This window comes from Duncaniella freteri (assembly GCF_004766125.1).
Lineage (GTDB): Bacteria > Bacteroidota > Bacteroidia > Bacteroidales > Muribaculaceae > Duncaniella > Duncaniella freteri.
The window spans coordinates 895,044-914,929 of the sequence record NZ_SJSA01000001.1 but is presented as its reverse complement, the minus strand read 5'-3'; the positions used below and the strand labels follow the sequence as shown (position 1 = coordinate 914,929).

The following is a 19,886-nucleotide window of genomic DNA, read 5'->3' as shown; positions in this document are numbered from 1 at the left end:
CCTATCCTGAGAGATGAAGGATTTCCTTAAAATAAATTCAGCCGACAACGTAGCAGTGGCAATCAATCCCCTTGCAAAGGGGACGGTTGTCACCGTTGACGGTGCCGGGGATGTCACACTTGTGAGCGATATCCCTGCCGGACATAAGTTCGCCCTTAGGGATATTGCCGAGGGAGAGAACGTGATCAAGTACGGTTTCCCCATCGGTCATGCGCGCCATGCCGTATCAAAGGGGCAATTCCTTGACCATAACGATATAAAGACCAATCTTGAGGGTCAGCTCGATTACTCAGACATATCCATTAAGAATCATGACTGCCCGGCACCGGGCACAGCCCTCAATGGCAAGGAAGCCACATTCCGTGGCTATGTGCGCCCTGACGGTCAGGTGGGTATCCGCAATGAGATTTGGGTGCTTCCCACTGTGGGATGTGTCAATGGCATCATCAAGCAGATTGTTGACCGTGTGAACGCCGAGACCAAGGCTGAGGGTGTGGACGGAATTTTTGCGTTCCCCCATAACTACGGCTGCTCCCAGCTCGGAGATGACCATGAGAATACCAAGAAGATACTTCGCGATATGGTGCATCATCCCAATGCAGGAGGAATCCTTGTGGTGGGTCTCGGATGTGAGAACAACCAGCCCAAGGTATTTGAGGAATTCTGTGGGGAGTATGACCGTGAGCGTGTGAAGTTCATGGTGTGTCAGGATATCGAAGGTGATGAGGTAGAGGCAGGAGTGAAGATGCTTACTGACCTTTACGAGAAAGCCCGCAAGTATGAGCGCACCGAAGTGCCGGCATCCAAGCTGCGTATAGGATTGAAGTGCGGTGGATCTGACGGTTTCTCCGGCATCACAGCCAATCCGTTGCTCGGAGAGTTTTCCGACTGGCTTTGCGATGTAGAAGGCGGCACAACAGTGCTCACCGAGGTCCCGGAGATGTTTGGTGCAGAGACCATTCTTATGGAGCGTTGCGCAAATGATAAACTTCTTGGAGAGACAGTCTCGCTCATCAATAACTTCAAAGAGTATTTCCTGTCACATGGTGAGCCTGTAGGGGAGAACCCGTCGCCGGGCAATAAGGCTGGTGGCATCTCTACCCTTGAGGAGAAAGCCCTTGGCTGCACACAGAAGTCGGGAAAGAGCCCTGTGTTCGGTGTCATGGAGTATGGCGAGCGCATCAGTGAGCATGGTCTGAACCTGCTATCAGCCCCTGGCAATGACCTTGTGGCATCCACTGCGCTTGCAGCTGCCGGTTGTCAGATGGTGTTGTTCACCACCGGTCGAGGAACTCCTTTCGGGACATTTGTCCCAACAATGAAGGTCTCAACCAATTCCGGTCTTGCCAAGCGTAAGCCTACTTGGATTGACTTCAATGCCGGACGTCTTGTCGAGGACCAGACTATGGACCAGGTGCTCAAAGAGTTCATAGACTATGTGCTCAGTGTAGCAAATGGCGAGCTTGTCAATTCCGAAAAGGCAGGAATCCATGAGATTTCAATCTTTAAGAACGGTGTGACCCTATAACTTGGGTGAACACTTATTATTTCACCATTCTAACCTCTAAACCTCATATATTTATGAAACCATTTATGGACGAAAACTTCCTGTTGCAGACCGAGACTGCACAGAAGCTATATCATGAGCATGCAGCAAAAATGCCCATTATCGACTACCATTGCCATCTCATACCGAAGATGGTAGCCGATGACCACCGTTTCAAGTCAATAACAGAGATATGGCTCGGAGGCGACCACTATAAGTGGCGTGCAATGCGCAGCAACGGAGTGGACGAGCGTTTCTGCACAGGTGCTGATACCACTGACTGGGAGAAGTTCCAGAAGTGGGCTGAGACAGTGCCTTACACTTTCCGTAATCCGCTGTACCATTGGACTCACCTTGAACTGAAGACCGCATTCGGTATCGATAAACTTCTCAATCCCGAGACTGCACGTGAGATATTTGACGAGTGTAATGACAAGCTCCTTAACGATCCAGGCATGACAGCTCGCGGGCTTATGCGCCGTTATAATGTGGAGACAGTCTGCACCACCGATGATCCCGTTGATTCACTTGAGTATCATAAGCAGGTGCGCGAAAGCGGTTTCGAGATTAAGATGCTTCCTACCTGGCGTCCCGACAAGGCTATGGCTGTGGAGGTCCCTGCCGAGTTCCGTGCATATGTCGAGAAGCTTGCTGAGGTATCAGGCGTGAACATATCCAAGTTCCAGGATATGATCGATGCCCTTCAGAAGCGTCACGACTTCTTCGAGGAGATGGGTTGCCGTCTTTCTGACCACGGTATAGAGGAATTCTATGCTGCTGATTACACTGATGAAGAGATCAATGCGATTTTCGATAAGGTGTATGGAGGCAAACAGCTCACCGCAGAGGAGATCGACAAGTTCAAGAGCGCGATGATGATTGTGTTTGGCGAGATGGACTACAATTCAGGCTGGACCCAGCAGTTCCACTACGGAGCTATCCGCAACAACAACACCAAGATGTTCAAGCTGCTCGGTCCTGACACCGGTTTTGACTCTATAGGCGAATTCAATACCGCCAAGAGCTGTGCCAGGTATCTCGACAAGCTCAACACCCGAGGCAAGCTCACAAAGACAATTCTTTATAATCTCAATCCCTGTGCCAACGAGGTTATCGCTACTATGCTCGGCAACTTCCAGGACGGCACTGTGGCAGGAAAGATCCAGTTTGGCTCCGGATGGTGGTTCCTTGACCAGAAGGACGGCATGCAGAAGCAGATGAACGCACTATCACTCCTTGGACTGCTCAGCCGCTTTGTGGGTATGCTCACCGATTCACGCTCATTCCTTTCCTATCCCCGCCATGAGTATTTCCGCCGTACCCTCTGTAACCTTGTGGGCACTGATATCGAGAATGGAGAGATACCCTACACCGGTTATGAGGAGAAGCGCGTGAACCAGATGATCGAGGATATCTGCTACAACAACGCAAAAAATTACTTTAAATTCTAATATCTAATGAGTTCTAAAATCTCACCGGCGTCGGAGAGGGCTCAGAAAATGACCAATTTCCGTTGGGTCATATGCGGGCTGCTTTTCCTCGCTACAACGGTCAACTATATGGACCGTCAGGTGCTTTCCCTTACATGGAAGGATTTTATCGCACCTGAATTCCATTGGACCGACAATGACTACGGCACCATCACTGCTGTATTCTCCATAATCTATGCTGTGGCGAATCTCTTTGCCGGTCGTTTCATCGACTGGATGGGTACCAAGAAGGGTTACTTGTGGGCTATCGGAGTATGGTCGGCAGGAGCGTGTGCCCATGCTCTCTGTGGCTGGGCTACCGAGTGTACCTTAGGTCTGCACGGTGCTGCTGAACTGGTGGGTGCCACCGGGGCTGTAGCCTCTACCATAGCCATAACATCCGTGTACTATTTCATCGCAGCACGTATAATACTCGGCATCGGTGAGGCTGGCAATTTCCCTGCCGCTGTAAAGGTGACAGCCGAATATTTCCCCAAGCGTGACCGTGCATACTCGACATCCATATTCAATGCCGGAGCCACTATCGGAGCTCTCCTTGCTCCTGTATCCATTCCTCCTATGGCTCGCTTCTTCCAGGGCATGGGTGTCGGTAACGGATGGGAGATGGCGTTTGTCGTTATCGGCGGACTCGGATTTATATGGATGGGACTCTGGATGTTCCTGTACAAGAAACCGGCAAGCAATCCCAGGGTGAATGCTGCCGAGCTTGAGTATATCGAGCAGGACAGCCAGGATGCCGGTGAGACTCCGCGTCAGGAGGCTGAGAAGGAGGACTCCGGTAAGGATGTCATTCCTTTCGGCAAGTGCTTCAAGTATCCTCAGACATGGGCCGTGATTGCAGGCAAGGGATTGACTGACGGTGTGTGGTGGTTCTTCCTGTTCTGGATTCCCGCATACATCTCCGATGTGTATGGTTTCGCCTCAGATACCTCGACAGCCATGACTCTTATCTTTGTGCTTTATGCCATCACGATGCTGTCGATATATGGAGGCAAGCTCCCGACTATCATTATGGATAAGAATCCTCAGCTCGATCCTTACTCGGCACGTATGCGTGCGATGTTTATCTTTGCATTGTTCCCGCTTCTTGCTCTTCTCGCACAGCCTCTTGGAAACTTCTCCTACTGGTGGCCTACAATCATCATAGGTATTGCCGGAGCTGCGCATCAGTCATGGTCTGCCAACATCTATTCAGTGGTTGGTGACATGTTCCCCAAATCGACCATCGCTACCATCATCGGTATCGGCGGTATGGCAGGTGGTGTAGGCTCATTCCTCATCAACAAAGGATCGGGAATGCTCTTCACTCATGCGGCGGAGACCAACATGCAGTTCATGGGATTCGAGGGCAAGCCGGCAGGCTATTTCATCATCTTCTGTGTTTGCGGCATCGCTTATCTGCTTGCCTGGACCATCATGAAGATACTCGTTCCGAAGCAGAAGCCTGTTCTTCCCTAATTTTTTTGTAAAAAGCAAGCGAAATATCAGGGAAAAGCATTAAATTTGCATCCACATTTCATCAATAACAGAGTTTTATTATCCAATTAAATTAGTAAACAATGGCTTACGTAATCACTGACACCTGCATCTCCTGCGGAGCTTGTGCAGCTGTTTGCCCCACCGAGTCAATCTCAGAGGGTGCTGAGCACTATGAAATCAACCCCGATACCTGTATCGATTGCGGTGCATGCGAGGCTGAGTGCCCCACCGGCTCAATCCACCCCGGAGAATAATCCTTGATCATCCCTTGAAATAAAGGGTGGTTTTAAGAAAGGACAGGTCCTTACAAAAGACACATGTCGGCTTTGCCCCGGCCTGTGTCTTTCTTTATGAATCCAGAAGAGAAAATTTTGTCAATAAAACAGCCTTAAAACTTCCCCTTTTGTATGTAGGGGAAACATAAATTTCACCTGAGGCACATCAATATCGGATTAAAAAGACAATTTGATAAAAACAATAAGTGTATGGTCAGAAACTTATGTTGTTAAACACATTTTTTCTATATACTATATCCGAAAATAAGTCTTACATTTGTATCGGTTAACCAACCAAATAAAACCAAAACACATCCAATTATCTAAAAATCAAAGCTATGGATATTAACAATATTCTTAGTGGTCTTGAAGCCAAGCATCCTGGGGAAAAGGAATATCTTCAGGCTGTCAAGGAAGTGCTCATCTGTGTAGAAGACGTCTACAACCAGCACCCCGAATTCGAAAAAGCTAAAATCATCGAGCGTATGGTCGAGCCTGACCGTATCGTCACTTTCCGCGTCACCTGGATTGACGACAAGGGCGAGGTTCAGAACAATATCGGCTATCGCGTTCAGTTCAATAATGCTATCGGCCCATACAAGGGCGGTATCCGTTTCCACGCTTCAGTTAATCTCTCTATCCTCAAGTTCCTCGGATTCGAGCAGACATTCAAGAATGCTCTTACCACACTCCCGATGGGTGGTGCCAAGGGTGGTAGCGACTTCTCTCCCCGCGGCAAGAGCGAGGCTGAGATCATGCGTTTCTGCCAGGCGTTCATCCTCTGCTTGTGGAAGAACCTCGGTCCTGACCGCGATGTGCCCGCAGGTGACATCGGCGTAGGCGGACGTGAAGTAGGCTACATGTATGGCATGTACAAGAAGCTTGTCAACGAATGCACAGGCACATTCACCGGCAAGGGCATGGAGTTTGGCGGTTCACGCATCCGTCCCGAGGCTACCGGTTTCGGCGCGCTCTATTTCGTTCAGAACATGCTCGCCAAGCGCAATGACTCTATCGAGGGCAAGCGTGTGGCAGTGTCAGGTTTCGGCAATGTGGCATGGGGCGCAACCCTCAAGGCTACCCAGCTCGGAGCAAAGGTTGTCACCATCTCCGGTCCTGACGGCTATATCTATGATCCCGAAGGCATCTCAGGCGAGAAGATCGATTATATGCTCTATCTCCGCGCCACAGGCGAGGATATCGTAGCTCCTTATGCAGAGAAGTATCCTGAGGCTACTTTCTTCCCCGGTCGCAAGCCTTGGGAGCAGAAGGTTGACATTGCTCTTCCTTGCGCTACTCAGAACGAGGTGAACGGCGAGGATGCAAAATTGCTCGTTGAGAACGGCGTAGAGATCGTAGCTGAGGTTTCCAACATGGGCTGTACACCTGAGGCTATCGACACATTCATCTCCAACCGCGTAGTCTATGCTCCCGGCAAGGCTGTTAACGCAGGTGGTGTTGCTACTTCAGGTCTTGAGATGAGCCAGAACGCCGAGCATCTCCAGTGGAGCGCACAGGAGGTTGACGACCGTCTCCACGAGATCATGAGCAATATCCACACTCAGTGTGTAGAGCATGGCACAGAGCCCGACGGCTTCATCAACTATATGAAGGGTGCCAACATCGCCGGCTTCATGAAGGTTGCCAACGCTATGCTCGGTCAGGGTATCATCTAACGGATAGCCTGCCGGTTCAGAAAAAGTAAACAGTTAAATACTTACGTATGGCAGAGTTCTTGAACTCTGCCATACGTTGCTTTTTATAGCACTTGCGGGAATTATTATTCTACTCGGATGAGTGTGAGACCGTCGCGTAGAGGCAGTATCACTGATGCAAGGCGCGGATGGGATGCCACATAGGTATTGAAAGCGTCCAGTCCGAGAGTCTGAGGGTCGCGGTGAGTGGCTGTGTCGAACACTTTGCCGTCCCATAGGGTATTGTCGGCGATAATGAATGAGCCGGGGCGCATGCGGGGCAGCAGTAGATCGATATAGGCGATATAGTCGCGCTTGTTGGCATCTATGTACACGAGGTCCCATTCTTCGTTGATAGCCGGTATAAGCTGCAAGGCGTCCCCTATGTGGAGCTTTACGCGGTCTCCTCCGGGCGAGGTGGAGAAGAGCTCGGTGAGTTCATCCTCCATTTCGTCGTCGATTTCCACAGTATGTATCTCTCCGCCTTCAGGAAGAGTCTCGGCAAGGCAGAGAGCGGAATAGCCTGTGAATGTCCCCAGTTCGAGCACCCGGTGGGGCTTGATCATTGACACGATCATTGCGAGCATGCGTCCCTGTAGATGTCCGGAACACATGCGCGGATAGAGATGGTTGAGATGTGTGCGACGGTAGAGACGGTAGAGGTGATCAGGCTCCGGAGAGATATGGCTGAGTATATAGTCGTTGTCTATTGAGTCCATAGTGCCGGGATGTGAGGATTTATCGGTCAGGGTTCATGATTATAGCCTGGGCAGCCAGGAAGTAGGAGGTCAGACCGAATCCGGCGATGGACCCCAGGCACACAGGAGCTATGAGAGATGTGTGGCGTATGGGTTCTCGTGAAGCTACATTGGAGATGTGTACTTCTATCACAGGTATCTGTATAGCCTTTATGGCATCGGCTATGGCAAGCGATGTGTGGGTGTAGGCTCCGGCATTGAGCACTATGCCGTCGCAGTCGGCGCGATGGAGAGCGTCGATGATGTCGCCCTCGTGGTTGGACTGGAAATACTCAACCTCATCTCCATCAAGCATCTCGCGGAGTTCGCGTAGATATGATTCGAATGTGCGGGAGCCGTAGATGTCAGGCTCGCGTGTGCCGAGCAGATTGAGATTCGGGCCGTTGATTATAAGTATTTTCATCTGATTGCAAAGGTTATAGGTGAGAGTATGTGGTAGGTCAGGCTTCGGTGAGCATGCGTATGGTGATTGTGGTGAGGATCATTAATCCGATCAGCATCCAGCTGACATAGGATCGTCCAGGGTATGCTTTCCATGCGAGCCAGGCTGACAGGAGCATGTAAAAAGGGTAGATCCACACGAGGGTACGAGTCGCTTCAGCTTCCGGAGGGCAGCTGTCAAGCAGAGCCGGAAATGTGAATGCAGGGAGAGAAACGATGATGATGACAATTGTCATCCATAATGGTGTTCTTTGCATACTCAGTGTGCTTGTTTTGAGCCCTTATAGGCTTCGACTGTGAGGCGTATTCCCTCTTCGAGATCTACTTTCGGACTAAATCCGAAATCGGTTATCGCAGGGTTGACATCGCATGACCAGTTGCGTTGCGACATGATCTTGTACTTGTCGGTGTTGAGGGTGACGGCTTTCATCTTGGCTGCACCCCATTTCTCGCTTATCTTGCAAGCTGCCGACAGAGCCCATAGAGGCAGGCGGACCGGGATGACCAGCTTCCTGCCGAGGGCTTTGGATACTATGCGCCTGAATTCTTTCTGGGTGTATGCCCTTGGCTCGGATATGATGTATTTACGGTGGAGCGGAGCCTTTTCGAGAGCGTCGAATATGGCTCGTGCCAGATCCTCGACATATATGAACGTGAGCATCTGCTTGCGCATCCCGACACCGAAGTCGAAATGGGAATCGATGCTTTTTATCATCATCAGGTAGTCCTGTTCGTGTGGACCGTACACCCCTGTAGGGCGCAGTATTATCCAGGGAAATTCCTTTGGGAGAGATTGGAGATAAGTCTCTGCCTTGATTTTTGAGAGTCCGTAACGAGTGTTAGGGCATGGGATGCTGTCGCCGTTGAGCGGAGTGTAGTTCTTTTCGTCGCCGGGACCTATGGCTGAGAGTGACGACATGTAGACCATCCGTTCGGGGAGGGCTCCGACATCGGTGAGAGTATCTACGAAATCGCGCAGATAGCAGTAGTTGATGCGGTTGAAATCCATGAAGTTGACACACTTCGTCGCCCCAAGGTTGTAGACTATGTGGTCCCACTGGTGTCCTTTGAGCTGCTCGGCGAGACGCTCGGGGTTGTCATAGTCGAGAGTGATGAATCGCAGGGCAGGATCGGTGAGGTAACGGCGCGAGGTGGATTCGCGGACTCCGCACCATGTTTCGTATCCGCGGCGGAGAGATTCGGCGGCTATGAAACCTCCTATGAAGCCTCCGGCTCCTACTATAAGTACTTTCTTTGGCATATCTGAGTTATTAGGGTTGCATCACGCCGGCATATGGGAGGATGATATCTCACATCAACGAGTCAAAGAGGTCGATGTATTGCCGGGCTATGATGTCGGGGGAATAGCGTTCTCTGATTGTTTCGTGAAGTCCTTCGCGGGATATGTCAGCCTTCAAAGCCCACAGCACACCTTCTGCAAGATCGTTAGAGTCCTTATAGGCTGCGAGATATCCGTTTTCCCGGTGGCTTATCACTCCTTCGTCGAACTGCTGCCTGAATAGCACCGGGATCGCGCCTCCGGCCATGCTCTCCACAAGAGTGCCGGGCATGTTTCCTAATATGGTGGGCGCGAGGAACACTTTGGCGTAACTGTATAGGTATCGCAGTATCTTTTGGTCGTGGACACGTCCGAGCCATCGGTGGGACATGAGCAGGGAGTCGAGTTTGTCGAGCTTGTGCATGTCGCCGAACAGGTATACAGCCGTCTTGTTGGCTATGTCGGGATGGTCGGTGAATATCCTGTTTAGAGCCTCTATTGCGTAATCGATGCCGTTGTCAGGGTGGTCAAGGTGTGATGCGCCTATCAGAATCAGATTGGGCTTGGTGGTGCTGAGAAGAGATTCAATATATCTTGGAGGGGTGGTATAGTAGGAATCCACATTGAAAGGATTGCAGATAGTCATCACCGGCTTGTCGCGCAGGAGGGCTGACTGCCGGGCTTTGAGCTCAAGGCATTTTGTCTCTGCCACGAATGTGATAGGCACTTCGTCAAAAAGCCTTTTCTTTTTAGCCCAGCATCTTCTTGAGATATCTCCGGGATGTCCGTTCTCAAGATATATGCAGTTGCCGCATCTGTCGGTGTAGTACTCGCAGTCATATGAATGGTGGCATATTCCGGTGAATGTCCACATGTCGTGCATAGTCCATACGATCTTTTTGCCCATATTATGCAGTGAGCGTATGCCGTTGAGGTTCATCAGCCCCTGGTTTATCCAGTTGAGGCATATGATGTCAGCCTCTTTTGCCCATGGATGGTGATGGATGTTTCTGGCAAATGCCCCTGTTGATACCGCGAAGATATTGGCGTAGTTGAATCCGTTGTGCCATAGCACATTGAACCGTTCAAGGCAGAAGCGTATGCCACGCTCAAGCCTTCCGCCTACGAAGTCCACATTGTCCGAATCGGAACGCTTGGTGAAAACAAGCATCCTCACATCCAGACCGCTATGCCTCAAAGCCCTCATCAGCCGGAATGTCACTCCAGAGGCCTCACCTACGGTATCACCGTGGTTCACAAGGAGAATTCTTTTCCCTTTAAGTGAGGCAGGGAGCTCGGGCTTTACAGAAGAGTTAGCGGTGGTGCTTATCATTGGCAGGGTGTGCTTTAGGAGTATGAATCATGCTGTTGCTCACGTTGACTATGGATACTGAGGGCAGACGCAGGCGGGCTTCGAGATATTTTTCAAGTTCTCTTTGCTTTGCGGCAGGAGGCATTGTTGAGTACGACACGAGAGCCACGTTGACGGTGTCGAGTCCTGAAGTCTCTATGTTTCCGAATATGGCACGTGTGATGGCGAGATTCCTTACCTGTGGGAAAAGCACTTTTACCTCAGGAGCTATGCGCCCTGAAATGGTGTCGTTGATGCGGTTCTCATCGATTACCGCCCTCAGAGAGTCGATGGTGACCTGCCTGTCGGCTATGGATGTCTGAGCCATCTCGTAGATATCGCGTACCGAAGAGCTCTGGAGGTCAGAGATGTCGGGGGTATCGCCCTGAATGATGTTGAGCTTGGTGCCTGCCAGTCCGTAGAATTGCAGACGTGACGAGAGAGCGAGGTTCAGCGAATCGGCAGGAAGTATCTTTCCTATAAGAGTGATGGTGAGTGTGCGGGCACCCTTATCGTAGGATGCGTCGGTGCTCAGGACTCTTGTTGACGGGAACCGGCATTCCTCGGCTACAAACTTGTCTGCATTGGCTGTGAATCGGCTTTGCTTAAGCATATTGTAGGTGAGGTAGAGGGAGGGGAGCATTGTGAGGATCGCTACGGTATAGACTATGCGTCTCACTTTGCGGGCGCGCAGCGGAGTGTCGGTCTGCACAGGGTGATAGTGCATGAGCTTCACGCCGATGAATGTGGCGAGAGCTATGTAGATTGAATTGATGAGGAAAAGGTAGAACGCGCCGAAGAAGTAGTTGAGCTGCAAAGTGGCTATGCCGTAGCCTGCTGTACATAACGGCGGCATGAGGGCGGTGGCTATTGCCACGCCGGGGATGACGTTGCCTTTGGATTTTGATCCTATGGCTATGATTCCTGCACCTCCGCCGAAGAGACCTATCAGTACATCATAGATGGTGGGAGAGGTGCGTGCCAGGAGTTCGGAATGACCTTCGCTCACAGGGGATATGAGGAAGTAGAGGGTCGATGTGAGCACACTGAATCCTGTAGCCATGACCAGGTTGCGAAGCGACCGCTTTATCAGTTCGAAGTCCTGGATTCCTACTCCGAGACCTATGCCGATGATTGGGCCCATGAGTGGGGATATGAGCATTGCGCCGATGATTACGGCAGTGGAGTTGGTGTTGAGTCCGAGAGATGCGATGAATATCGCAAGTATAAGGATGAGAATGTTGGTGCCACGGAATGTCACACCTTCGCGTATGGCGTTTTCGGCCTCATCCTGCGAGATGAGGTAGTCATTCAGGCTGAAATATTCAACGAAGTATTTGCGTATGTTGTTTAGGGCTATCATTATTATCCATTATTTTGAGAGCCGGAGCAGATTTTTCACTTCATCCACAACATTTATGATGTAGTCGCCTATCTTTTCGAGTGATCCGATTACATCCATGAAGTATATGCCTGCCTGGTATTCATAATGATGTTCGTTGATGTTTTCGACATTTGCCGAGCGGAACTGGTTGCGCAGATTGTTGATTTCTCGCTCGTAGTTGTAGGAGGTGATGATGTCCTTCTGCTGGGCGTGCTCTACATCACGGAGCAGCAGTATCTGATTGGTCATCGCTGCCTCTACAGCTATGAACATGGAGTCGATGTTATGGTATATCTCTTCGGAGAACTGAGCGTTGCTCTCACGTTTGCGTATGAGTATCTTTCCTATTCCGTAGCAGCAGTCGGCTATGCTCTCTATCTCGCTCACTATGCGGAACATCGCTGCTATGCGGTGTTTTCCTTCATTGGAGAGGCGTCCTTCGGAGCAGCGGTTCAGATAGTCGGCGATCTCGATCTCCATGCGGTCGGATATCTCCTCATATTTCTCAAGGCGGGAGAATTGCTTGGTGAATTCTTCGCTGTTGTCTTTACAGTGTATGATGTTCTGAGCCATCCCTATCATGCGCTGCACGCGCTGGGAGTACACGACAATCTCTTTTTCAGCCTGGGAGATGTTGAGCTCGGAGGAGCTGACCATGCCGATCTGAATGAACTTGAGCTGGAATTCCTCTTCCTGGTTGGGGCGGGATGGCACGAGATGTTCCACGATTTTCACGTACAGACCTGTAAGCCATATCATAATGGACAGGTTGATGAGATTGAACACGGTGTGGAACACCGAAAGTCCTATCGAAACGCTCTGCTGCATCACAGCTATCTGTGCCGACACAGGATGCCCGGCAGGCAGAGTGTTGTCAAACAGATGGTTGTATGTGTCCGGGTCGGTGGCTTCGATATGGTTGACGAATGCCGAGAGGGCTCCCGGGTCGCCCTGTCCGAGCTCTTCCGTGAGCCATTGTGCGAAGTGGCAGAACGGGAAGAATATGGCGAGGGTCCAGGCTGTGCCGAGGAAGTTGAATAGCAGGTGGCCCATGGCGGTGCGCTTGGCTGCGATGTTGCCACCCATGGATGCCATGAGCGGAGTGACGGTGGTGCCTATGTTGGAGCCGAGCACCAATGCGCAGGAGAGATCAAAGTCTATCCATCCCTTGCTGCACATTATGAGGGTGATGGCGAAAGTGGCTGCACTTGACTGTATCACCATAGTGAGTATGAGGCCGACGAATGTGAATATCAGCACCGACCCGAATCCCATGGAGGTGTAACGCTCAAGGAATGCGAACATTTCGGGGTTGCTTTGCAGGTCAGGCACATAGGTGCTGATGAGGTCGAGACCCATGAAGAGGAACGAGAAGCCTATAAAGAATTCCCCTATTGACTTGTTGCGGCTGCTCTTGCTGAAAAGCAGAGGTATGGAGAGTCCTATCACCGGGAGGACAAAGGCGGATATGTTCACCTTAAAGCCGAAAAGAGCGATAATCCATGCGGTGAATGTAGTACCCACATTCGCACCCATGATTACCGCCATGGACTGTCCGAGCGACATCAGACCTGCGTTGACGAAACTTACCACCATCACGGTGGAAGCTGACGAGCTCTGTATGAGAGCTGTGATGAGAATACCGGTGAGCATACCGGTGAACCGGTTGCGCGTCATAGCCGAAAGGATATTCCTGAGGCGATCGCCTGCGGCTTTTTGCAGGCCTTCGCTCATCACTTTCATACCATAAAGAAAAAGGGCTACGGACCCGAGGAGGCAGAGCAGGTCTAAAAAACTATAGCTCATAACATTACATGATGATTACGTGAAAGGATCGGGCATGCATCCATCCGCCTGCCACTTCTCCGCTGCAAAGATATAACATTTTTTATCATTTTCAAGGGTCACTGCCATAAGAAAATCCGTAATTTTGTGAAAATATTTGAGACAATACTACCTGCAGCGGCGGGTGGGTTTTTTGAAAGACGTTAATTCGTTCTTAGTTTCTACACTTGATTCAGAACTTCGCAACTTTTGATCAACACAGGTGGGAAGCGACAGGGAATGCGTCCACTGTGAGGCTATGCCTCCACATCACTGTAGGGTGGTGTGGTCAGCTATATGCTCTCTCGTGGGGTGCTGCAGATGTTGTCGTTCCTCTGTGTTGGGTAATGCGAAGGCCTTGAATCGAGGGAGTGGCAGCTGCGAGTCCATCCCACGTTTTTCGTTAATTTACCAACACAGAGGTGGTACCTGATAACAGATTCAAGGGCTTAGGGGATGGAAGCCGTATACACCTTAATATATTAAGCATATTATGGAATCAATCGGCACTATGATCAAGGAGGAGCTGGAGCGTCAGGAGCGGACTGTGTCGTGGCTCGCCAGAAAGTTGAACTGCGACCGCTCCAATGTGTATCGCCTGTTTCAGAAACATTCTATCGACACTGTGCTGCTCCAGAGGATCTCGGTGATACTCAACCGTGATTTCTTTTCTGAGCTGAGCCGCAATCTGCCTCTCGACGGCGGCAGGGATGATGCGTGAGCATCACTGAGCATGATGGGGAAGAGGATATGTGTGAATTTTGCGACATAAGTGTGACAATCCCGCTACGCTTATATCGGGGCTGTGAAATTTCTTTGGCATAACTTTGTAGAGCGATTCCCATGGTGTGTCGTATCGTACACGGAATGGGGCTTCAAATATTACCTAAACACGTGTGTAGTAATACTATAAGTGTAAGGTGACTATGATGTTGCAAGACAAATATCTTTAACCAAAGTTATAACTTAATCAAATTCACGTATGAACAAAAAATTCATCAATGGGTTTCTGCTCGCCTCTCTTGTTGTAGGTTCGGCCGGTACCCTCTCCTCTTGCAAGGACTATGATGATGACATCAATCAGCTTCGCACTGAGGTGGCTCAGAACAAGTCGGCTATTGATGCGATCAATCAGAAGATTGCTAACGGTGCTATTCTTACCGGAGTGAGCCAGACTGCTGACGGCATCACTGTTACCGTTGAGAAGGATGGCAAGACTCAGAGCTATGACATCAAGAACGGAAAGGATGGAGCCGCAGGTGAATCCAACCTTTGGACCATTGTAGAAGAAGGTGGTGTGGCTTACTGGGCTCTTAACGGTGTTGTGAAGAAGGAATATCCCGCACAGGGACCCAACGGAGAACAGGGCGTTCAGGGCAACTATTGGGCTCCCAATGCTCAGGGTACAGCTCTTGAGTTCTACAAGTACAATGCCGAGACCAAAAAATATGAGCTTGACACCACTGTTGAGCCTGTTAAGATTGCTGTTGAGGGCGAGTCAAACGGACTTACCGCTGTCCTTGATGGTAATTATCTATATATCAACGGCGTAGAGGATGCTGAAGGCGCAGTGATCATTTCACGTAACGGTCTTCTCCAGGGCATCGGATTCGTTCCCCAGCTCTATCTCGACGGTGTTGAGGCTGTGCGTTTCGGCTATGCCAAGCAGGCTGTAAAGACTCCTGCCACCACATCTACCACCGGAGATGTAACTGTTGATGGACAAACAGCTGCATACACCATCGCAAGTGGTTGGGAGTATACAGCACTTACAAGGTTGTTCGAAGGTAGCGAAGTAGCTAATGCCAAATTCAATCTTAATCCTAATAATGCTAATCTTGAGGGTGTAAACTTCGGTTTCCTCCCTATCAGCAATGTTGAGAGCGTTTCACGTGCTGCTGTTGCATCGCTTACAGCTCGTCCTGCTGACAAGAAGGTGGTGGATGGAGTGATGACTCTTCCTTTCACTGTAGCTAATCCTTCAGCTGTTACTACAGAAAATGGCACAGAGTATCCTGTTACTGCCCTTCAGGCAGTTCTTACAGGTGCTGAGGATGTTGAGAAAGCGGTGCTGACTTCCGATTATTTCAGCCTCGTTCCTTCTCTCTATAATTTCACTGCTCTCAGCTATATCCCGAAGACCGGAACTGCCGATGAACATCTTTATGCAACCGGTAAGAATGCTGTTGAGGGTGCTGTCAATTTCAATGTTGTTTATACTCAGGGTACAAAGTTCAATCTTAAGGACCAGATCCGCGTATGCTACACCAAGTCTGACTTTGGCAAGGCAGTCGCTAATCCTGTAGAAGAGCAGATTTCGCTTGCTGATATCGCTGAAAAGTGGGGTCTTAACGTGAAGTTCAATATGATGAACTATATCGTTGGTGAGTCTAAGACAAGCGATTCAGAATTTGCTACAATCGCTGAGGACGGTGAAGTGACTCTCCGTTATCTTGCTAATGAGAATCCCAAAACTTGGGTAGATTGTTCTGATGATAATGCTTCCAGATCAGCTATCGGTCGTCATCCTATCGTATGTGTGACTCTATGCAACGGCAACGATGTGATCCTCGCAGGTTATGTCAAGCTCAATATCGCTGACAAGGATGCAGAGGAGCTTCCCATCTACAACCAGCCTATTATACTTGCTGAGAACGAGAAGCCTTTCGCTTATCTTTGCGAAAATACCGATGCTAAGGTTGTGAGCACATGGCAGTCTATGGCTTCTAAGGTTCTTGCCGAGCTTGGTATGGATGAGAAGACATTCAATGCTACTTTCACAATTGAGGATAATACTGTCTATACATCTACAACATCAGGTACTACTGCTACTTTCACTAATGTATCTGATACCTATGGCGATCTCGTTTACAATAAGGATGCAGGTGTAGGTCTTACCAACGGCTTCCTTACCTGGGCGTATGATCTTGATGCCGTTAAGGAGATCAATAAGCTTACAGGCAAGCAGGTAAGCATCTACCGCAAGTTCGTGCATAATACCAATGATAAGTTCTTCCTCTATCTTGGTGTGACAATCAAGATGGCTGATGCTCCCACTATCATGTTCGGAACGCTTGATGAAGCTTACATTCCTACAGGAAAGACCAATGAAGTAGGTATGCGTGTTCCGCAGGCTAAGAATACTCTTAACAAGGATGTTACAGATTTCGATTATCTGTTCAAGGATTACTATGTGAATAAGACTATAGTACCTGCTTATGTTGGCGTGCAGCCCGAAGGCTATCCTGCAATCGATAAGCTTGGTGTAAATCAGACATACCGTTTCGCTGATAACCAGAAGTCCGGCTTCTCTCTTGATGCTACCAAGACCAAGCTTGCGTACGGAACTCCTTATTCAGATGCAAATATCGTTGCTATGATTGACGCAACTACAGGTAACATAACTTATGGTCCTGCTCTTGCTCCCGCTACCGAGCCTACAGAAGCTGCAAAGACTCAGCTTAACAATGGTACAGCTGATTACAATGTATTTGCAAATGTACAGATCGACGCTACCTATGGTGCTTGCGGTCTTGCTCCCAAGAGCCTAAGCAGCAATGTAGTTAAGGTGGATTTCAAGAAGCCTGTTATCGTTGCCGGTGCTAACGGATATGAGATCTATCCCAACGGTATTGATCCCAGCAAGGAAATCCTTGGTAACTTCTTCTCTATGACAGACTCATATACTAATCCCCTGTTTGGTTTTACCAACGGTTCTTATACAGATGTCAAAGGTATCTTCGCATACTATCAGATCAATAGCGTAGAGATCGAACTCCCCGTTGTAAGTGGTGTTGAGTTCTCTGCAGAGGGTATGACTGAGAAGACAGTAGACGGAAAAACTGTATATGTTGTTGAAGCTGCGGATGCTACCGGATTTGCAACTCCTGCCTTCCTCAACACTTCAAAAGTTGTATGCAACTATACCAATGGTGTTCTCGAAAGGGATCAGAATGCTACTGTTAAGGTAACTGTTAACTACTATTGGGGATCACAGACTGTTAACGCCAATGTAGTTGTCAAGGCTAAGCCTAAAGCTTAATTCTTCATTAGCTTAAAATTCAAGGAGAGCACCGGTATATGCTGCCGGTGCTCTTCTTAAAATTAGAAGATGAAAAAATTATTTATAATTGTCGGAGCCTCCATGCTCATGTGGGCATGTGGAGGAAGCGACGGAAAGAAGGAGCAACCCAAGACTTTTCAGGAGGTCGAAGAGGAATTTGCCTCTACGCTTACAGCTTCTGACACCACTCAGGTGTTCCAGATTGCCACTCAGGTGATGGATAGCCTGAAAAGCGGTAATGTGGAGTGGGCTGTGGGCAACTTCTTTGAGATGTCTGACGAGGGCGTTCCGTCACCCCTTGGTGATGAGGCTCGCGAGAGGATGCTCAACCGTTTCAAGAAATTCCCTGTAGTGGATTACGAGATGGACTATTACAGTTTCTCTACCCCTGAACTGAATGACTTGAAGTATCGTACCTTTTTCCGCGAACGTGACTCATCGGGTAACGCTCCGGCTATATCGCTGATGTTTAATCCTGTAAAAAAGGATGACAAATGGTTTCTTTGTATCAAGGAGGCTTCCCAGCCAGCCAAGGATGCAAAGAATGCAATAGATCCGAGACAGATAGTGGAATAAGAATTGTATGGCAATCTTCCGGTTAATGAAAGTTGCCGAGATTGCTTTTATTTTGCATTACTACATTATGATAATCCGGAATTATTGAATATTACCGCTTCTGATTAATTTTGTGAAAATAGGTAAATCCAATAGTCACATGCCCGTATGTCGTTGTGAAACGCTGTGCGGGCAGATTTTTTTATTCGAAGATATTTTTTGTACTTTTGTGTGTTAATAAATTATGGAAGATATGAAGAGAATAATGTTTATAATTGTGCTCGCGGTGCTGACCTCTGTCGGGTCGTGGGCAAAGGGTGCTGTGGAGTTCTCCAAGCTTGAACATGATTTCGGCACTATCCGTGCGAAAGGTGGAACGGTGACAGCGACGTATGAGTTCACAAACACCGGAGATGAGCCGGTGAGCATTGTCACTGTGACCAATGGGGGATGTGGCTGCACCAAGCCCGATTTCCCTCTTGCACCCATCGCGCCCGGAAAGAAAGGTGTGATAAAGGTTAATTTCAATCCAGCCACATTCAAGGGTGAGTTCCGCCGAAACGTGAAAGTGCAGCTCAGCACCGGAAAGAAACGCACTGTGCTGAAATTCAAAGGGGTTGTGATCCCTAAATAAACATATGCGGTTATGAATGCGATAAAGAGATGCGCGCTTGCCGCGGTGGGGGCCTTAATGTTGCTCCCTGCCTGGGCGGAGAATAAGTGGCTTGGCAAGAAGCATGACTTCGGTGCGTTTGACGAGAATGTCGGTACAGTGTATTGCGAGTTCAGGCTCGTAAATACAGGAACAGAACCTATGGCTATCACAGGTGTGAGAGCCAATTGCGGCTGCACGCGTCCGGAGTATTCCACCAAGCCGGTGGCTCCGGGGGATACAGCGGTGATACGTGTGGGGTTTGATCCCAAGGGGAGGCCGGGGCGATTCTCTAAACGTATCAATGTGGATTGCAGTGCAGCTCCGCGCCGCACGTCGCTCACCATCACAGGGACGGTGATAGGGTCGTCCAACACCCTTAAGAGCCGTTATCCTATAGAAGTGGGACCTGTGAGGCTGCGCTCCAATACAATAGCATACGGCAAGGTGCTCAAAGGGGAGACCATGGGGCAGTATGTGGATGCGTACAATGCATCGGCAGATACTCTGCGCCCGCGTGTGGAGGGTGCCCCGAAGTATATCCATGCCATGTTGCAGCCCAAGGTGGTGCCGCCCGGGGAGCAGTTTATCATCTCCACTGTGCTCCACAGCAACGAGGCGAGCGGCTGGGGCATAGTGACTGACTCGCTCTTGTTCTATCCCGATGCCGGATCGGCACAGGCTAAAAAGATAGAGACAGTGGTGATACTGGAGGAGAATTTCTCCAAACTTACCCCGGAGCAGCGCGCGAAGGCTCCTTTGCTTGAGACATCTGAGACGGCTCTGGACCTGGAGAGGGTGAGCAAAGGGGACAGTCCGGTAGAGAGTTCGTTTGACATCTTCAATCGGGGCAAGAGCCCGCTTGTGATACGTGCTATATCATGTCCTGATCCTGCTGTGAGCATTCGGCTCAAAGACAAGACCATTAAGCCGGGAAAGAGTGCCAAGGTCAATGTGACCGTGACACCTTCGATGATAAAGAGCCCGGAATTGCTTAACGCACGTATAAATATTATTGCCAATGACCCTCAGCATCCGTCCACTATGGTGAGAGTTGTAGCTGAGGTAGTGAAATAATAACCTTAAATCTTCCAA

At 49.5% G+C, this 19,886-nt stretch carries 17 protein-coding genes; 10 read left to right on the top strand and 7 right to left on the bottom strand.

Going from position 1 to position 19,886, the window contains the following annotated elements; translation table 11 throughout:
- Positions 1-13 precede the first annotated feature (13 nt).
- The 5 genes from EZ315_RS03985 to gdhA all read left to right on the top strand — a co-directional run bounded on the left by EZ315_RS03985 (position 14) and on the right by gdhA (position 6,466).
- Complete coding sequence (locus tag EZ315_RS03985; protein WP_135470813.1) at positions 14-1,528, top strand: UxaA family hydrolase; 1,515 nt, start codon at positions 14-16, stop codon at positions 1,526-1,528.
- Between the two features lie 53 nt (positions 1,529-1,581).
- Positions 1,582-2,997 carry a glucuronate isomerase gene (gene uxaC, locus EZ315_RS03980; RefSeq protein WP_135470811.1) on the top strand — a complete coding sequence of 472 codons (1,416 nt, stop codon included), beginning with the start codon at positions 1,582-1,584 and terminating at the stop codon, positions 2,995-2,997.
- A gap of 6 nt (positions 2,998-3,003) precedes the next feature.
- Positions 3,004-4,494: an MFS transporter gene (locus tag EZ315_RS03975; RefSeq protein ID WP_135470809.1), complete on the top strand. Its 1,491-nt coding sequence runs from the start codon at positions 3,004-3,006 to the stop codon at positions 4,492-4,494.
- Between the two features lie 101 nt (positions 4,495-4,595).
- On the top strand, positions 4,596-4,769 hold the full coding sequence (locus EZ315_RS03970) for a DUF362 domain-containing protein (RefSeq protein WP_123617701.1): 174 nt from the start codon (positions 4,596-4,598) through the stop codon (positions 4,767-4,769).
- 359 nt (positions 4,770-5,128) lie between these two features.
- Positions 5,129-6,466: an NADP-specific glutamate dehydrogenase gene (gene gdhA / locus EZ315_RS03965; protein ID WP_135470807.1), complete on the top strand. Its 1,338-nt coding sequence runs from the start codon at positions 5,129-5,131 to the stop codon at positions 6,464-6,466.
- 104 nt (positions 6,467-6,570) lie between these two features.
- Here the strand turns inward: gdhA and EZ315_RS03960 are convergent, their stop codons facing one another.
- The 7 genes from EZ315_RS03960 to EZ315_RS16845 are packed head-to-tail and all read right to left on the bottom strand — an operon-like array spanning position 6,571 to position 13,503.
- The gene (locus EZ315_RS03960) at positions 6,571-7,203 is read right to left on the bottom strand and encodes an O-methyltransferase (protein ID WP_135470805.1); all 633 of its coding nucleotides are present in this window, start codon (positions 7,201-7,203) and stop codon (positions 6,571-6,573) included.
- Positions 7,204-7,222: 19 nt separating this feature from the next.
- A complete protein-coding gene (gene aroQ, locus EZ315_RS03955) occupies positions 7,223-7,645 on the bottom strand; it encodes a type II 3-dehydroquinate dehydratase (RefSeq protein WP_135470803.1) in 423 nt (140 codons plus the stop codon).
- 37 nt (positions 7,646-7,682) lie between these two features.
- Positions 7,683-7,940, bottom strand: coding sequence for a hypothetical protein (locus EZ315_RS03950; RefSeq protein ID WP_135470801.1), 258 nt, complete (start codon positions 7,938-7,940; stop codon positions 7,683-7,685).
- A gap of 2 nt (positions 7,941-7,942) precedes the next feature.
- On the bottom strand, positions 7,943-8,944 hold the full coding sequence (locus EZ315_RS03945; protein WP_135470799.1) for an NAD-dependent epimerase/dehydratase family protein: 1,002 nt from the start codon (positions 8,942-8,944) through the stop codon (positions 7,943-7,945).
- A gap of 49 nt (positions 8,945-8,993) precedes the next feature.
- A complete protein-coding gene (locus EZ315_RS03940) occupies positions 8,994-10,295 on the bottom strand; it encodes a glycosyltransferase (protein ID WP_135470797.1) in 1,302 nt (433 codons plus the stop codon).
- Complete coding sequence (locus EZ315_RS03935; RefSeq protein ID WP_135470796.1) at positions 10,276-11,676, bottom strand: TIGR00341 family protein; 1,401 nt, start codon at positions 11,674-11,676, stop codon at positions 10,276-10,278. Before EZ315_RS03935 ends, EZ315_RS03940 begins: the two co-directional genes overlap by 20 nt.
- Positions 11,677-11,685: 9 nt before the next feature.
- On the bottom strand, positions 11,686-13,503 hold the full coding sequence (locus EZ315_RS16845; protein ID WP_135470794.1) for a Na/Pi cotransporter family protein: 1,818 nt from the start codon (positions 13,501-13,503) through the stop codon (positions 11,686-11,688).
- A gap of 511 nt (positions 13,504-14,014) precedes the next feature.
- Between EZ315_RS16845 and EZ315_RS03925 the strand changes: the two genes are divergently transcribed.
- From EZ315_RS03925 to EZ315_RS03905, 5 genes are all read left to right on the top strand, one after another.
- Positions 14,015-14,242: an XRE family transcriptional regulator gene (locus tag EZ315_RS03925; RefSeq protein ID WP_135470792.1), complete on the top strand. Its 228-nt coding sequence runs from the start codon at positions 14,015-14,017 to the stop codon at positions 14,240-14,242.
- Positions 14,243-14,503: 261 nt separating this feature from the next.
- Positions 14,504-17,563, top strand: a complete 3,060-nt coding sequence (locus tag EZ315_RS03920) for a PL29 family lyase N-terminal domain-containing protein (RefSeq protein WP_135470790.1) — start codon at positions 14,504-14,506, stop codon at positions 17,561-17,563.
- Between the two features lie 69 nt (positions 17,564-17,632).
- Complete coding sequence (locus EZ315_RS03915; RefSeq protein ID WP_135470788.1) at positions 17,633-18,160, top strand: hypothetical protein; 528 nt, start codon at positions 17,633-17,635, stop codon at positions 18,158-18,160.
- Positions 18,161-18,383: 223 nt separating this feature from the next.
- Entirely contained in the window at positions 18,384-18,773 is a 390-nt protein-coding gene (locus EZ315_RS03910; protein ID WP_135470786.1) for a DUF1573 domain-containing protein, read from the top strand.
- A gap of 12 nt (positions 18,774-18,785) precedes the next feature.
- A complete protein-coding gene (locus tag EZ315_RS03905; RefSeq protein WP_135470785.1) occupies positions 18,786-19,868 on the top strand; it encodes a DUF1573 domain-containing protein in 1,083 nt (360 codons plus the stop codon).
- The last annotated feature ends 18 nt before the right edge of the window (positions 19,869-19,886 follow it).

Excerpts from the sequence above, each read along its gene's own strand:
- EZ315_RS03950 (WP_135470801.1), bottom strand. The coding sequence starts at position 7,940 with ATGCAAAGAACACCATTATGGATGACAATTGTCATCATCATCGTTTCT.
- EZ315_RS03945 (WP_135470799.1), bottom strand. The coding sequence starts at position 8,944 with ATGCCAAAGAAAGTACTTATAGTAGGAGCCGGAGGCTTCATAGGAGGT.
- EZ315_RS03960 (WP_135470805.1), bottom strand. The coding sequence starts at position 7,203 with ATGGACTCAATAGACAACGACTATATACTCAGCCATATCTCTCCGGAG.
- uxaC (WP_135470811.1), top strand. The coding sequence starts at position 1,582 with ATGAAACCATTTATGGACGAAAACTTCCTGTTGCAGACCGAGACTGCA.
- gdhA (WP_135470807.1), top strand. The coding sequence starts at position 5,129 with ATGGATATTAACAATATTCTTAGTGGTCTTGAAGCCAAGCATCCTGGG.
- EZ315_RS03915 (WP_135470788.1), top strand. The coding sequence starts at position 17,633 with ATGAAAAAATTATTTATAATTGTCGGAGCCTCCATGCTCATGTGGGCA.
- EZ315_RS03905 (WP_135470785.1), top strand. The coding sequence starts at position 18,786 with ATGAATGCGATAAAGAGATGCGCGCTTGCCGCGGTGGGGGCCTTAATG.
- EZ315_RS03940 (WP_135470797.1), bottom strand. The coding sequence starts at position 10,295 with ATGATAAGCACCACCGCTAACTCTTCTGTAAAGCCCGAGCTCCCTGCC.
- EZ315_RS16845 (WP_135470794.1), bottom strand. The coding sequence starts at position 13,503 with ATGAGCTATAGTTTTTTAGACCTGCTCTGCCTCCTCGGGTCCGTAGCC.
- EZ315_RS03970 (WP_123617701.1), top strand. The coding sequence starts at position 4,596 with ATGGCTTACGTAATCACTGACACCTGCATCTCCTGCGGAGCTTGTGCA.
- aroQ (WP_135470803.1), bottom strand. The coding sequence starts at position 7,645 with ATGAAAATACTTATAATCAACGGCCCGAATCTCAATCTGCTCGGCACA.
- EZ315_RS03920 (WP_135470790.1), top strand. The coding sequence starts at position 14,504 with ATGAACAAAAAATTCATCAATGGGTTTCTGCTCGCCTCTCTTGTTGTA.
- EZ315_RS03925 (WP_135470792.1), top strand. The coding sequence starts at position 14,015 with ATGGAATCAATCGGCACTATGATCAAGGAGGAGCTGGAGCGTCAGGAG.
- EZ315_RS03935 (WP_135470796.1), bottom strand. The coding sequence starts at position 11,676 with ATGATAGCCCTAAACAACATACGCAAATACTTCGTTGAATATTTCAGC.
- EZ315_RS03985 (WP_135470813.1), top strand. The coding sequence starts at position 14 with ATGAAGGATTTCCTTAAAATAAATTCAGCCGACAACGTAGCAGTGGCA.
- EZ315_RS03975 (WP_135470809.1), top strand. The coding sequence starts at position 3,004 with ATGAGTTCTAAAATCTCACCGGCGTCGGAGAGGGCTCAGAAAATGACC.
- EZ315_RS03910 (WP_135470786.1), top strand. The coding sequence starts at position 18,384 with ATGGAAGATATGAAGAGAATAATGTTTATAATTGTGCTCGCGGTGCTG.